Origin of the sequence: Listeria rocourtiae FSL F6-920 (genome assembly GCF_000525975.1) — a bacterium.
Taxonomy (GTDB): domain Bacteria; phylum Bacillota; class Bacilli; order Lactobacillales; family Listeriaceae; genus Listeria_A; species Listeria_A rocourtiae.
On the sequence record NZ_AODK01000036.1, the window covers coordinates 1 to 13682 of the forward strand.

The following is a 13682-nucleotide window of genomic DNA, read 5'->3' on the forward strand; positions in this document are numbered from 1 at the left end:
AGATAATTTACCAAAATAACTTAGATTCGAGTAAAATAAAAGCACAAGCACTATCCGAGCGAGCGAAAAAAAATGCTTTTTTTCCCAAATGTGAATAAATATATAGCTGACAAAGGTTGGAAAGTAATCAGTAGTGCCACACAAAAAAAGCAAATTTACACAGCAATTCTACGAGATAAAGACGGTTCTTATCATTTGGCCGAATTCACATATCCAAATAGTAAGCTAGTTGTCAAAGAGACATCCAAAAATAATAATCCACAATCAGATGATGACTTGTCTTTACTACAATTACAAGGCAATAAAAACCAGTATATCGGCGTTGTAGCAGAACTGGAAACGATTCTCGGCAAAGGTACGACAGTTGTTTTAAAGGCAACAGACGATAAGGAATACACACAGCCATTACACACTGGCTACAATGACAAAAATGCTTTAATCCAGCTTACAAAAAAAAACAGAAATGACAATAGACACAATTTCTGCAGTAACAATCAAAGACAATAATGGCGATGAGCTATATACAATGGAACTAAAATAAATAAATGGTTGGCCTGAGGTTTGCTAAAATTCCTCTTGCCAGCCTTTTTTATAGAGAAAAATATAAGGCAATATGAGTATATTGTAACCAAATTTACAAATCTATTGATAATCTTCTTTTATATAATTAGAAACATAATTGAGACAAATGTTCTATCACGATTTGCATTGGATTAATAAGGGTAATGGAGAAAGAGAAGCTGTAACATCGATGCAAGATAATCTCTCAATTTATTAAAAGGAGTAAGAAAATGGATAATTTATCGGTAAACAAGAAACAGGGCTATTTAATTATACTTAGCGCTATACTAGTAGGTGTAGCGTATCAAATGCTACCTTTAACAATGTTGCAAACAGATTACTTAGAAATCATCAGTGCATTTTTCAATGGAAGTATCATGTTTGTTCTACTCTACATTCTACTTAAGGCAGAATTTCTAGATTGGTTTCAGCATTTTAGCATAAAGTGGTTGCTGATAGGTATACCGTTTTTAGTAGTTGTCGGAACTGTTGCGGGTAGCCTTTGGTCAGCGATTGCTGGAGGAGTAGCCGAGAATGATGTGAATAGTGTTCTAAGCTGGGGGTACGTCATTAAAAATGTTTTATTCATGCTCTTAGGTGAAGAATTGTTATCCATTGGCATTCTATACGCCGCTTGGAAAAAAATTGAACTGGAAATTCTGGCAAGCAACTCTTTTATGTTCGATTCTATTCGCTCTATGGCATCTGCCATCGTATGATTATAATCTATTGCAGTGTTTAGTAACGATTATTCCGAGTCGGATGGTTCTAAATTACCTATTTAAAAAGAGCAACTCTATCTGGGTTACATGGATTGCCCATATCGCTTTTGATCTTATCGCTTTTCTACCAGTTTTATTAAAATAAAACCCCAGGAAAACAAGTTTATTTAGGCTTGTTTTTCTGGGGCTTAGTGTTAATTTATTTTTTTGATATTTTGTCAATGTACTCAAGTGACATACCAGTTCCAATAGCCACGGACTCTAAAGGGTTAGGTGCCATATGTACAGGAACATCGATTTGATGAACAAGCCATTCTTGGAACCCGTGTAGCAGAGAACCACCACCAGTTAAAATGATACCACGATCAACAATGTCACCACTTAACTCAGCTGGGCATTGTTCTAATGTGACACGAACTGCTTCTAGGATACGTCCTAATGTTTCTTCTAATGCTTTTTGAATTTCGGTAGACGTGATGGTGATGGTCATCGGCAACCCTGTTAGCAAATCGCGGCCACGAATATCTAGTGTTGCCTCAGTATGCGGAATTGGCGCGTAACCAAGCTCCATTTTGATGCGTTCGGCCGTTGCTTCGCCAACAAGAAGATTGTAATTTTTGCGGATATGCTGGATAATTTCATCGTCCATGTGGTCGCCACCAGTTCTAACAGATGTACTCGTTACGATACCTCCATATGAGATGATGGCAATTTCACTCGTCCCACCGCCGATATCGACAATGACATTCGCAATCGGTTCATCGACTGGGAGATCTGCACCAATTGCTGCTGCAACAGGTTCTTCAATCAGTGTGACATCTTTTGCGCCCATTGATTTCACCGCATCACTAATTGCACGGCGTTCCACAGAAGTCGCTCCAGTTGGCACACACACGACAACATTTGGCCGTTTCACTGAACTGCCAACAATTCCCGTGACCCGACGCATAATCTCGCGTAATAGACCAGTCGTGATATCAAAATCGGCAATAACACCATCTTTTAATGGACGAACGGCAATAATATTTGTAGGAGTCTTCCCAATCATTTCTTTCGCTTCTTGGCCAATGGCAAGCACGGACTTGGTGTGAATATCCATGGCAACTACAGAAGGTTCATTCAAAATAATTCCATTTGACTTATTGTACACTAGTATGTTTGCGGTACCAAGGTCGATACCAATCGTTGTATTACCAAACATTTTTTTACCCTCCATATTTCCTTTTTCATGCTTTTATCGGCACAGTCTCTAGTATAGAGTAGTTTTTCAATTGTAGGGGTTTATAAAGATAATGATATAAAAAGGTAATATAGGAATCGCATAGGAATCGGCTTTCACTCAGAAAACGTAAATCGCATGTAAAGATTTTAATGAAGATCCAGTATTTCACTCAAGAGAAAAATGGTAACTTGAGTCGTGGCGTTGTTAGTTCAAAATCACCTGAGAGTGTACGTTGACTGTAATAATGAATTCGACCAGTTCCAATAGCTATGGATTCTAAAGGATTCGGATCGAGAATAATTGGAAAATCAACTTGTTTTGTTAGCCATTCTTTGAAACCATTTAATTGTGAAGCGCCCCCTGTAAAAATAATACCTTGATCCATAATATCGCCACTTAGTTCAGCGGGTGATTGCTCCACCATAACGTGAACCATTTTAACGATTCTTGCTAAAAACTCTGTAAATATCGGCTGGACCTCAGTGGAAGATGCTTTTATGATTGTTGGAAGTCCGGTCAATAGGCAACGGCCGCGAACTTCCATAGACTTCAAAATATGAGGACCTGGCGCGTAACCAATTTTCTGTTTCACTTTTTCGGCAGTTAAGTTGCCGATTAATAAATTGTGTTCATCGCGAAAGTATTGAATTATATCGGCGTCAAGAGAATCACCAGCAGAGCGAACAGACATATTAGCCAATATTCCTCGATATGAAACAATTGAAATCTCTGTTGTGCCGGCCCCCATATTCACAATCATGTTGGATACGGGTTCATTGATAGGGAGTCCCGCTCCGATGGCAGCAGCAACAGGTGCTTCAACAATAGTCACGATTTTTATACCTGTCTCAAGAACGGCATCACGAATAATATTCCGCGCTACAACCGTTGCACCAGCGGGGACACTTACACTTGCAGCCGTTTTACGAATCGGAATGTTGGTGATTCGAGCTACCCGATTCAGAACAGTTTGTAATAATTTTACTGTATTATCAAAATCCGCAATAACACCATCTTTTAGCGGTTTGATGGCTGTTAAAGTGATAGGTGTTTTTCCGTACATTTGCTTTGCCGGGTTTCCGATAGCGTAGACTTCTTTTGTCTCAGCATCTAAAACAACGACAGCAGGTTCATTAAAAATAATGCCCCGCAGTTCATTGTAGACAACAATATTCGATGTTCCCAAATCGATTCCAATTGCAGAATGACTAAACATAAGCACACACCTTACTTTCCTTTGAAATTTTAAAGCAGATTGACTTCTTAATGACATAATTGCCTTAAAGTGGGGAAGATAAACATAAATACTGAAAAAACACAAAAAAAAGCTATGCGTTTTAAGCATAACTTTTTTTTCATAACCTAGTTAGCGCGTTCTTGCTTTTCATAGAGACTATACATGTAGAAATATATAAATCCACTAATTACCGCTAGCACCGCGATTGTCATAAACGTTGCAAAATAGCCAACGAGTGTAGAAAGCGTAATTGCGAGCGGGGCAATCACTTTTCCGAACGTATAACGAAGCCCAGCAGCTGAGAAATACATCGCGCGTTTATTATCAGGTGCTATTTTGGCAACGAAGTTCTGTTGAATTCCGACTGTCATCAGCTCTGCAAAACTAAATAAAATAATCGCTAAAATGGCTCCCCACGGACCTGTCGTGATTCCAAAAAGCAGAATAGCAATGCCGTATAAAAAGGAAGAGTTCATAAAAACTAGTTTTTCACGATATCTGCTCATCATCCGAGTGAAGAATACGGTCAATAGAGCCACGCAGAATCCGTTGATAGAGACGATAAAGCCGAATAATTGTTCTCCGGTAAGCTGTATCCAGAAAATCGATGAATCGCCAATAACTTCCGTAATGTAAAGTGGAAATAATAAATCCAGTTGCATAAAAGATTGAGAAATAATGACACCAGCAATAATATACAAGAAAAAGACTTTATCTTTAAAAATAAGCTTGTAGTTGCGCAACTGCTCCATCAAAACTGTACTGATTTTTTTCTCACGCTGTGCCTTACGTAACTCTTTATCTAGAGCCATCGGAGCAGTTTCATGGCCGAATTTTGTCAATAGAATTAAGAGAAGTAAATCAGCAAGTACAATTGCGAGCAGTGTCTGAGCTGTATACTTATTAAATACAAGTGCCCCAATAATTGGCCCGATAACGACCGCAATATTAATCATCATATAAAAAATGGAATAAACATGGCTTCGATGCTCCGGCTTCACAACGTCTGCAATCATTGCCTGGCTTGCCGGCTGATAAAACGACATAAAAATACTGGCAACCATAAATCCGAAAAATGCGATATAAGGTGAATGAAACATTGTTGTTGCAGCAATCGCAAAAATAAGGAAACCAGCACCTTCGCCTATAACAGAAATACTCATCATCCGTTTTCGACCATAAGTATCCGCAAAATAACCACCGAGAAGGGCAGTAATAACAGATAGAGCCTGCGATAAAATAAGTAACAGACTCGTGGTTTGTCGCCCAATTGAATCCGAGAAATAAATCGTTAGAAAGGGAAACACCGCCCAAAACGAAATATCGAGCAAAGCTTCCCCGAATAGCCGCACTTTGAGATTAATATCCCACGTCTTAAACTTCATAATCAAACACCTTCTCTATAAAAAAAAGCCCAGGAAACAATTATTCCATGGGCTTCATTATTAATTAGTAAAAATAATATTATCAAACAATACTAAAATGCCCAGTCACCGTTACGGAATACAGGAACTCTATCCCCAGTTGCTGTAATGCCATCAATGTTCATTTTATCAGAACCAATCATGAAATCAACATGTGTCACACTTGAATTCACACCGGCTTGCTCTAATTCTTCGCGACTCATATCTTCGCCGCCTTTGATGTTAAAAGCATAAGCACTACCGATTGCTAAGTGATTGGATGCATTCTCGTCAAATAGCGTGTTGTAGAACAAGATTCCTGACTGTGAGATCGGTGATGGATCTGGTACAAGTGCAACTTCGCCAAGGTAATGCGAACCTTCATCTGTTGCCACCAAATCTTTCAAGATATCCTCTCCTTGTTCAGCTTCAACATCAATGATACGCCCGTCTTTAAATATGATTTTGAACTTATCAATGATATTCCCCGCATAGCTAAGCGGTTTTGTACTAGATACGTAGCCATTTACGCTGTTTTTCTCTGCACAAGAGAAGACCTCTTCGGTAGGCATATTTGCCATGAATTCTTTTCCTTGCTTATTAACGCTACCAGCTCCAACCCAAACGTGATTCTTAGGAAGGCCAATTGTTAAATCAGTACCAGGTGCAGTGTAATGTAGTGCACTATACTGCTGTTCATTCAAATACGTAGCTTTGTTATTCAGCGTTTCATCATGGTTCTTCCATGTTTGAACTGGGTCAGTTGTATTGATGCGCGTTGTTTCAAAAATTGTTTCCCAAAGCGCAGGAACTTGTTCAGATTGTGGCAAATCTGGGAATACTTTCGCAGCCCAACCTTCAGATGCGGCACCAACAACTGTCCAACTTATTGTGTTGGATTGAATCATTTGACGGAATTCCTCTAATGCTTGTCCCATGGCTTTTTGGCCAGCAGCGATTTTTTTGCCATCTACGCCTTTTAGCAAGTCTGGATTATCAGAAATTACAGATATAAATACGGCATTTTCATGTGCTAATTCGATGCGTTCTGCAGCACGGTGAATTGGTGCTTGCTCGAAAATATCTATTGGTGAGTTCTGGTAACGGAGTAATGTTATTTTTTCATCAGCCCAATTAATAATAACATCACTTGCCCCAGCTTCGTAGGCCTTTTTCGTAATCAAGCGACTTAGCGGCGCGCTTTCAATGGAACTATTGATTACTACTTTCTGATTTGGTTGAACGTTCACCCCAACCTTGACGATTAATTCCGCATACTTTTCTAACTTTTCATTAAATGTTGTCATATGTAGCACCTCTCTCCTATTCAATAAAAGCATTGTATCTTAAAAAAACACGTAAAGCAACTGTTTGCCATGCCCATTCAAACCAATGCTGATGCATCTTTTCTAAAAAATTCTTACTAAGCGGTAACAGCGAAGATTCAGGTAATAAAGCGTCAACCGAGCAATACGGGCAAAGAGCAGTATCCTCCATTTCCAGCCAGTTTGTAATCTCTACTGGCGAAAAAATCTCAAGGCAATAAAAACAGCCACAACGCTGAGCTTTAGCTAGCCATATTTTATTACTGGAAGCATATTTATGAGCATGCCTTACATTACTCAAATTCAATCTCTGACAAAGCCTCATCCATTGATTCCAGAATATTATATTTCACAAAATAATCCAACCAAGCTTGGCGTAAATCAGGAGCATCACGTTTAATTGACGGTTTAATTTTATCATACATCGTCTTCATAATATCTTGCCACATCGCGTTTACGGCGCGATCTAGTTTCGTTTCTTTCCAACGTTTGGCGGGTGGGCGTTTTTTTTATTTTTCTCATTTTGGAATTCGAGAGCTTTTTGATAAAAGCTATCTTTACTCGCTAAGTTTTCAGACATATAGACAGAAAATTCATTGAAAGTCATCGTAACACTCCTTAAAAATTGTAGGTCAATTAACAGTAACATATACTTATCAGAGCGTCTACTCCACAATGGCAGGGCAAAATCAGATTATACAGCACATCTCTTGTTTTTTCATTTGCCAAAGCTTTAAAGAAATCATTTTTTATAAGGCATAGTGAATGTCTTATATAGACTGGTAGGTAAGGGAATTCAGCTTCTAATTTGAGAATATAAAATACCATTTTAAAACTATTTTGGCTATCAAAAAAATGCCTATCTATCAACATGATAGGCAGGCATTTTGGGAGATTTAATTTAGATTTTCGAGTAACGCATCGGCAAATGTTTTCGCATAGGCTTCCGCACGAACGACATCATCTTCATCTGGATCTAAATCTACTTTAAGACCTTCTACTGGTACCGTTGCGCCTTGCTCTTTCAAGCGTTTCTCAACAAGATCAACCGTCAAGCAGAACTCATCATAAAATGTATCGCCTGAGCCAAAAGAGGCACATACTTTTCCAGAGAAGTCCACGTCAGACATATCTTCATAGAAGTCTACAAATTCGTCTGGAAGTTCACCATCATCATACGTATAGCCACCAATTAACGCGCCATCGTATTCTAGTAATTTGTCAGGTTCAACTGAGATACATTCCTCAATATCCACCTCAATATCATATTTCTCTAACTCTTCGCCTAGGATATCTGCAATTTCTTCTGTATTACCAGTCATGCTGGCATATACAATCATTACTTTTGCCATTATTCACATCACCATTTCTTTCTTTAAAGTAATAAGTTCATACGCTAAAAAAAGCACACAAGCGAATGCCAAATATGCTTGTTTCATCATTCACTAATACTTCCATTATAAAGAATTTCAGGAAAACTGCAAGAAATTCCGCCAAATTTAGCAAAAAACGTTATATTCGTGCTTTCAAAATGAGGCGAATAAAGCTATAATAATAGAAGTGAGAATTTCTGGCTATGACAAAATTAAGTGAGCTTGATAGCTAGAAAGAGAAGGGATGGAAAAAATGATTACATTAAAATCAAGACGTGAAATTGATGAAATGAAACGTGCGGGAGAAATCCTCGTTGCCACACATAAAGAAATCAAAAAGCTAATCAAGCCAGGGATTACGAGTTGGGACATCGAAGTATTCACAGATGAATTCCTACGTAAACAAGGTGCGACTCCTGAACAAAAAGGCTTTGAGGGCTACGAATTTGCTACATGTGCGAGTATCAATGACGAGATTTGTCACGGTTTTCCACGTAAAAAGATTCTAAATGAAGGAGATATTATCACGGTAGATATGGTTGTTAATTACCATGGCGCACTTGCCGATTCGGCATGGACATATGGCGTTGGTCAAGTTTCACCAGAAGCTCGGCGTTTGATGGAAGTGACACGCAAATCGATGTATCTTGGTATTGAACAAGCGCAAGTTGGAAACCGAATTGGCGATATCGGTCATGCCATTCAAACGTATGTAGAAGCTGAAAAATTGGCGGTAGTTCGCGAATTTATCGGTCATGGCATTGGTCCAACACTACATGAGAAGCCAGAAGTTCCACATTTTGGCGCAGCAGGAAAAGGCCCACGTTTGAAAGAAGGTATGGTTATCACGATTGAGCCGATGGTAAACATAGGCGGTTGGAAAGCCAAAATGGATGATAACGGTTGGACGGCGCGCACAGCTGATGGTTCACTCTCAGCACAGTACGAACATACAATTGCAATCACAAAAGACGGCCCAGAAATTTTGACATATCAAGGTGAAAATGATTAATTGAGTGTTTTGCAGGTTATAGAAAAGTTTTATATAATTTTTCACGAAACCTCAGACGCTGAGATATGGAGGTGTGTTGCTAATTGGTGCGACACACCTAAATTTTTTCAGTAATTAAGGGGAGAGAAGTGGTTATGGGAGAAAAAAGAGCGATTCGTAAGACGAGGAAGCCTCATACGGTCACATCGATTTGTGAGGAATTACATAATCAAGGAATTGCAAAAGGAGATACGGTAATATTACACTCTGCACTCGGCCAAGCTGGATGGGTTTGTGGAGGCGATGTTGCAATTATTAAAGCTTTTCAAGAGGCAGTGACGGAATCAGGAAATCTGGTGATGGCGACGCAGAGTACGAATGTATCAGATCCTGCAAAATGGCGAAATCCAGCAGTTCCCAAAGATTGGTGGCCAGCCATATACGAAGAAATGCCAGCGTATGATCCGGAAGAAACACCAACTTTTTTTATGGGTGTAATTCCAGAAACGTTTCGTAAAATGACAGATGTCAAGCGAAGTTCCCATCCGAAGTATTCTTTTTCTGCATGGGGAAGTGATGCGGCATTTATTACAGAAAAACATGCACTTAATTTTGGATTTGGTGAGCAATCTCCACTTGCACGCCTTTACGAATTGCATGCCAAAATTGTTTTATTTGGTGTTGACCATAATAAAAATACATCACTCCATCTTGCCGAGCACCGCGCCAAAAAATTCCGAATTCAACAGGAAAAGTCACCAATTATGGTGAGAGGCAAAAAAATTTGGCAAAGCTACGACGAGATAACCTCAAATAGTGAGGATTTCATTGCTATCGGTCATGATTATGAGCAAAAAATAGGGCACCAGCCTACGACGATTGCGGGTGCCCCTACGAAAATTTTCGAAATGCGCGGGTTGGTAGATTATGTTAGTGGGATTATTTCCGAATAGTACTTAATTCTTCCGCAAAAAGTTGCATTTCGCGCATGCTTATATTGTTTTTGCGGTGAATAAGGGAATAAATATCAAGTAATGAATCATAATGGATGGCTTCTAGCGTCAGGTTTTCAAAGACAGAAGCGTTGACCATCTTTAGTTTGGCAGTAATTTCATTTAACATATACGTCATGTTTTCTTGCGTTGGATTTTCTAAGTTCATGCGAGACACTCCTTTTCAACTTTCAAAAATTGTAGCATATAGTTTGGAGTGACGCCACAATTAGCGTCTATTTTAAGAAGAAAGGAGATGCAGATGTTAAAAAAAATACAAGATATTCGTCTCGTTCGCTTTGGCATGATTGTTGGGACTCGGTTTACGAAAAATGATGTGTCGGGTAGCGCCTCGCAGTTAGCGTATTACATGCTCTTTTCTATTTTTCCAATCTTACTAATTGTTGCCTCGCTGTTACCGTACTTCAATATTGACCAAGACCAACTATTTACGACAATTAAACAGTTTGTTCCAGAGCAAATTTATGAATTTATTAATAATAATCTGGATCAACTTCTAAATAATAATTCAAGTGGTGCGCTTTCACTTGGTATCATTGGTACGCTTTGGTCGGCTTCTAATGGTATGAATGCAACAACGAAAGCACTGAATAAAGCCTATGGTGTTAAGGATCGTCGAAATTATTTTGTGAAACGACTTTTGTCGATGGTTTTTACATTGGGTATGCTCGCAGTTGTTGTTGTGACGCTTCTCCTCGTTGTTTTTGGCCAACAAATTGGGATGTTCATTTTTAAACATCTTAATGTTTCCCAAGATACGCTAGATATTTGGAATAATTTTCGTTGGATTGTGACGATGGCCGTTATTTTTATCGTGTTTTCCTTTATTTTTTGGATTGCGCCAAACCGGAGAAGTACATTGTTTAGCATTTTGCCGGGAGCGATTTTTTCCACGGTTGGTTGGGCAGCCGCGTCGATCGGGTTTGCCTATTACGTGAACAATTTTGCCAACTACTCAGCAACATATGGCAGTATTGGTGTCATAATTATTTTGATGTTATGGTTTTATTTAACAGGGACGATTTTGATGATTGGTGGCGAGATTAATGCCACACTCAGCATATTACGACAGAAAAAGCTGGTCGGGGAGATAAACTAAACTTGACCATAAGGAGAGAATTATTTTGAGTGAAAATCCAGTAACAGAAGGTCAACAATTTCCGCTGACGATTAAACGGATTGGTATTAACGGCGAAGGAATCGGTTATTTCAAGCGATCCGTTGTGTTTGTAACCGGAGCCCTAGCAGGAGAAGAAGTAGTTGTGGAGGCAACAAAAGTTAATCCACGTTACACAGAAGCAAAAATCCGTAAAATTCGTAAAAAATCACCACACCGCGTCACACCACCATGTCCAGTTTATGATGCGTGTGGAGGTTGTCAGCTACAACACTTGTCATACCCAGAGCAGCTGAAAATAAAAAAAAGATCTCATCACGCAATCTCTTGAGAAACATACGCGTTTTTATCCAAACCAAATCAAGATTCACGATACTATCGGCATGGGAAATCCTTGGGGTTACCGTAATAAAAGCCAATTTCAAGTGCGAGAAGTTGATGGTGTGGTCGAAGCAGGTCTATTTGGCGCTGAAAGTCACGAGTTAGTTCCAATCGAAAACTGCGTGGTACAGCATCCAGATACAGTGAAAGTAACTAATTTTGTTCGAGATCTGTTGGAGGAGCTTGACATTCCAATCTATGAAGAACAGCGAAATAGCGGTATCGTTCGCACAATTGTCGTTCGGACAGGAATAAAGACAGGTGAAATCCAACTAGTTTTTGTCACAAACAGCAAGAAGTTGCCACGCAAGCGCGAGTTAATTGATAGAATCCAAACGGCTATGCCAGAAGTTGTTTCGATTATGCAAAATATTAATCAGGCAAAGACATCCTTAATCTTTGGAGAAGAGACAATTTTTCTAGCTGGGAAAGATAAAATGACTGAAAAGCTCGGTGAAATTGAATTCGACCTATCGGCACGCGCTTTTTTTCAATTAAATCCATCCCAAACAGAGAAGTTGTACCGGGAAGTAGCGCGTGCTATCCGTTTAACAGGTAACGAAAAGATTGTTGACGCCTACTGTGGTGTGGGTACAATTGGCTTATCTTTAGCGAAACGCGTAGCAGAAGTGCGTGGCATGGATACTATTGCAGAATCAATAGAAGATGCGAAAGCAAATGCAACCCGCGCAGGAATTACAAATATCACATTTGAAACTGGAAAAGCGGAAGAAATTTTCCCAAAATGGATTAAAGCTGGTTTCAAGCCAGATGCTATTGTGGTTGATCCGCCACGTGTTGGTTGTGAGGACCAATTACTGCAATCGATTTTACGCACGAATGCCAAGCAAATTGTTTACGTATCATGTAATCCATCCACTCTCGCTCGGGATATCCAGGTCTTAGCTAAGCGGTATAACGTAAAATATATTCAGCCACTAGACATGTTCCCGCACACCGCTCATGTGGAGAGCATTACAGTGCTAACGTTAAAAAATTAATCGAGGAGGGCTGCTCATGAATGTCCACTTAAAACAATTCAAAAAAGAAACCGCACAGATTGAAGCCCTTAAGAAATATCAGCTGACAAACGATGAATTTTCAGCGCATCCAGTTGAACTTTTAGAACAAGCGAGCCAAACATATAGCTATCATTGTGTTCTCGTTTACGATAGTGAAGCAGTTGTTGGTTTTTTTGTTCTGGATAGTGGTGATGGTGTAAAGACTTATACCATGGAACAGAATGCATTGCTTTTACGGGGATATTCCATCGATTCGAGTGTACAAGGCAGGGGATACGGTGCCAATTCTCTAGCTGAACTCAAAGCTTACGTGCGCAATAACTTTAAAAGGGTTTCTACCGTTGTGCTAGCTGTTAACAAACGAAACATCCCTGCACAAAAATTGTATTTAAAAAGCGGATTCACTGAAACCTCAAGTGTTGTCTTAGGTCCACGCGGGGAACAATTTGTTTACGAACTAAGAATAGACAGAACATAAAATAGAGAACGGGGAAATGCACAATAGTCCTCGTTCTCCATTTTTGAATCACCTTGCAATAATGTAAGGTCGGATAGCGCCAAGAAAGCTTTTCATTACTTGCGTTATTTGTTAAACTAAGGAAGACAATAACTCCATAAGAAAGCGTGGCAAATTTATGAAAAATGATAAAGCTCGGTTTCTGGTTCTCTTGATTCCGGTTATATATATAAGTTATGGTATATTTTTAGCAATCGATTTTAGTAGCCGTGCAGAGCTGATTAATGTTATTGTAAATGGCACAATTCTTGGCGTAGTTTCGTTTTTCATTATTTGGAAGGCGAAATTAAGAAATGTAGTAGCTGTGATTTGGCTGGCTACTTTTGTTTTATATTTATTTATTTTGCATCATCTTGTTACATACATTTCAGCGGGTGATATTTTGAGAAGTACTTATACTGGGGCATTTCATATTCAGCACGAAATGGTTAATCTTGAGCCGTTCACGACGATTGAAAATACTGTTCATCAGACACTACCGACGATGCCAACTATTATTCAACTTCTTGGAAATGTTTTATTACTCGCACCGCTAACCTTTTTTCTGCTTTATTTTCAAATTACAAAAAAGATTAGCATGACACTTTTGACAGCTTTACTCGTTTCAATGGGAATCGAGCTTATTCAATTCCTCCAAACGACAGTTATTACAGGTTTTAGCGGTATTACATTACCAGAAAATCGTTCGACAGATATAGATGATATTATTTTAAATACGCTTAGTGGTTTGCTAGGAATTCTAGCAGCTTTATGTATCCCAAGTGTGAGAAAGCGCAAAAAATGAAAGGGATTGGTATG

General features: G+C 39.1%; 14 protein-coding genes and 2 pseudogenes. 8 read left to right on the forward strand and 8 right to left on the reverse strand.

Annotated features, from left to right (window positions below; all coding sequences use genetic code 11):
• Positions 1-72: 72 nt before the first annotated feature.
• The gene (locus tag PROCOU_RS11835; protein ID WP_036072685.1) at positions 73-507 is read left to right on the forward strand and encodes a hypothetical protein; all 435 of its coding nucleotides are present in this window, start codon (positions 73-75) and stop codon (positions 505-507) included.
• Positions 508-791: 284 nt separating this feature from the next.
• Positions 792-1428 (forward strand): annotated as a pseudogene (locus PROCOU_RS11840) (CPBP family intramembrane glutamic endopeptidase).
• Between the two features lie 54 nt (positions 1429-1482).
• Here the strand turns inward: PROCOU_RS11840 and mreBH are convergent.
• From mreBH to PROCOU_RS11875, 7 genes are all read right to left on the reverse strand, one after another.
• Positions 1483-2484, reverse strand: a complete 1002-nt coding sequence (mreBH, locus tag PROCOU_RS11845) for a rod-share determining protein MreBH (RefSeq protein ID WP_036072689.1) — start codon at positions 2482-2484, stop codon at positions 1483-1485.
• A gap of 190 nt (positions 2485-2674) precedes the next feature.
• Positions 2675-3721 (reverse strand): rod shape-determining protein, encoded by a 1047-nt coding sequence (mreB, locus tag PROCOU_RS11850; RefSeq protein WP_051994384.1) that lies wholly within the window; start codon positions 3719-3721, stop codon positions 2675-2677.
• 146 nt (positions 3722-3867) lie between these two features.
• Positions 3868-5127 (reverse strand): MDR family MFS transporter, encoded by a 1260-nt coding sequence (locus PROCOU_RS11855; protein ID WP_036072691.1) that lies wholly within the window; start codon positions 5125-5127, stop codon positions 3868-3870.
• 92 nt (positions 5128-5219) lie between these two features.
• A complete protein-coding gene (locus tag PROCOU_RS11860) occupies positions 5220-6452 on the reverse strand; it encodes an aminopeptidase (RefSeq protein ID WP_036072692.1) in 1233 nt (410 codons plus the stop codon).
• A 16-nt stretch (positions 6453-6468) separates the two neighbouring features.
• A complete protein-coding gene (locus tag PROCOU_RS11865; protein WP_208293629.1) occupies positions 6469-6777 on the reverse strand; it encodes a cytoplasmic protein in 309 nt (102 codons plus the stop codon).
• On the reverse strand, positions 6764-6904 hold the full coding sequence (locus PROCOU_RS17810) for a hypothetical protein (protein WP_159101225.1): 141 nt from the start codon (positions 6902-6904) through the stop codon (positions 6764-6766). The genes PROCOU_RS11865 and PROCOU_RS17810 overlap by 14 nt, the downstream gene beginning before the upstream one ends.
• A 462-nt stretch (positions 6905-7366) precedes the next feature.
• Entirely contained in the window at positions 7367-7822 is a 456-nt protein-coding gene (locus tag PROCOU_RS11875; protein ID WP_036072694.1) for a flavodoxin, read from the reverse strand.
• A gap of 274 nt (positions 7823-8096) precedes the next feature.
• Between PROCOU_RS11875 and map the strand changes: the two genes are divergently transcribed.
• Positions 8097-8855, forward strand: coding sequence for a type I methionyl aminopeptidase (gene map, locus PROCOU_RS11880; RefSeq protein WP_036072695.1), 759 nt, complete (start codon positions 8097-8099; stop codon positions 8853-8855).
• Positions 8856-8989: 134 nt separating this feature from the next.
• Positions 8990-9787: an AAC(3) family N-acetyltransferase gene (locus PROCOU_RS11885; protein ID WP_036072696.1), complete on the forward strand. Its 798-nt coding sequence runs from the start codon at positions 8990-8992 to the stop codon at positions 9785-9787.
• Here the strand turns inward: PROCOU_RS11885 and PROCOU_RS11890 are convergent.
• Complete coding sequence (locus PROCOU_RS11890; protein WP_036072699.1) at positions 9774-9995, reverse strand: DUF1128 domain-containing protein; 222 nt, start codon at positions 9993-9995, stop codon at positions 9774-9776. The genes PROCOU_RS11885 and PROCOU_RS11890 overlap by 14 nt on opposite strands.
• An 87-nt stretch (positions 9996-10082) precedes the next feature.
• Here PROCOU_RS11890 and PROCOU_RS11895 point away from each other — a divergent pair, with 87 nt between their 5' ends.
• The 4 genes and pseudogenes from PROCOU_RS11895 (at position 10083) to PROCOU_RS11910 (ending at position 13668) form a co-directional block, all read left to right on the forward strand.
• Positions 10083-10946 (forward strand): YihY/virulence factor BrkB family protein, encoded by an 864-nt coding sequence (locus PROCOU_RS11895; protein WP_243832132.1) that lies wholly within the window; start codon positions 10083-10085, stop codon positions 10944-10946.
• A 25-nt stretch (positions 10947-10971) separates the two neighbouring features.
• Positions 10972-12346, forward strand: a pseudogene (gene rlmD, locus PROCOU_RS11900) (23S rRNA (uracil(1939)-C(5))-methyltransferase RlmD).
• A gap of 16 nt (positions 12347-12362) precedes the next feature.
• Entirely contained in the window at positions 12363-12845 is a 483-nt protein-coding gene (locus PROCOU_RS11905; RefSeq protein WP_051994385.1) for a GNAT family N-acetyltransferase, read from the forward strand.
• A gap of 157 nt (positions 12846-13002) precedes the next feature.
• The gene (locus PROCOU_RS11910; RefSeq protein WP_036072704.1) at positions 13003-13668 is read left to right on the forward strand and encodes a VanZ family protein; all 666 of its coding nucleotides are present in this window, start codon (positions 13003-13005) and stop codon (positions 13666-13668) included.
• Positions 13669-13682: the final 14 nt, after the last annotated feature.

Coding starts and splice junctions, on each gene's coding strand:
- PROCOU_RS11885 (WP_036072696.1), top strand. CDS start 8,990: ATGGGAGAAAAAAGAGCGATTCGTAAGACGAGGAAGCCTCATACGGTC.
- PROCOU_RS11835 (WP_036072685.1), top strand. CDS start 73: ATGCTTTTTTTCCCAAATGTGAATAAATATATAGCTGACAAAGGTTGG.
- mreB (WP_051994384.1), bottom strand. CDS start 3,721: ATGTTTAGTCATTCTGCAATTGGAATCGATTTGGGAACATCGAATATT.
- PROCOU_RS11905 (WP_051994385.1), top strand. CDS start 12,363: ATGAATGTCCACTTAAAACAATTCAAAAAAGAAACCGCACAGATTGAA.
- PROCOU_RS11860 (WP_036072692.1), bottom strand. CDS start 6,452: ATGACAACATTTAATGAAAAGTTAGAAAAGTATGCGGAATTAATCGTC.
- PROCOU_RS11895 (WP_243832132.1), top strand. CDS start 10,083: ATGCAGATGTTAAAAAAAATACAAGATATTCGTCTCGTTCGCTTTGGC.
- map (WP_036072695.1), top strand. CDS start 8,097: ATGATTACATTAAAATCAAGACGTGAAATTGATGAAATGAAACGTGCG.
- PROCOU_RS11890 (WP_036072699.1), bottom strand. CDS start 9,995: ATGAACTTAGAAAATCCAACGCAAGAAAACATGACGTATATGTTAAAT.
- PROCOU_RS11875 (WP_036072694.1), bottom strand. CDS start 7,822: ATGGCAAAAGTAATGATTGTATATGCCAGCATGACTGGTAATACAGAA.
- PROCOU_RS11855 (WP_036072691.1), bottom strand. CDS start 5,127: ATGAAGTTTAAGACGTGGGATATTAATCTCAAAGTGCGGCTATTCGGG.
- mreBH (WP_036072689.1), bottom strand. CDS start 2,484: ATGTTTGGTAATACAACGATTGGTATCGACCTTGGTACCGCAAACATA.
- PROCOU_RS11910 (WP_036072704.1), top strand. CDS start 13,003: ATGAAAAATGATAAAGCTCGGTTTCTGGTTCTCTTGATTCCGGTTATA.
- PROCOU_RS17810 (WP_159101225.1), bottom strand. CDS start 6,904: ATGAAGACGATGTATGATAAAATTAAACCGTCAATTAAACGTGATGCT.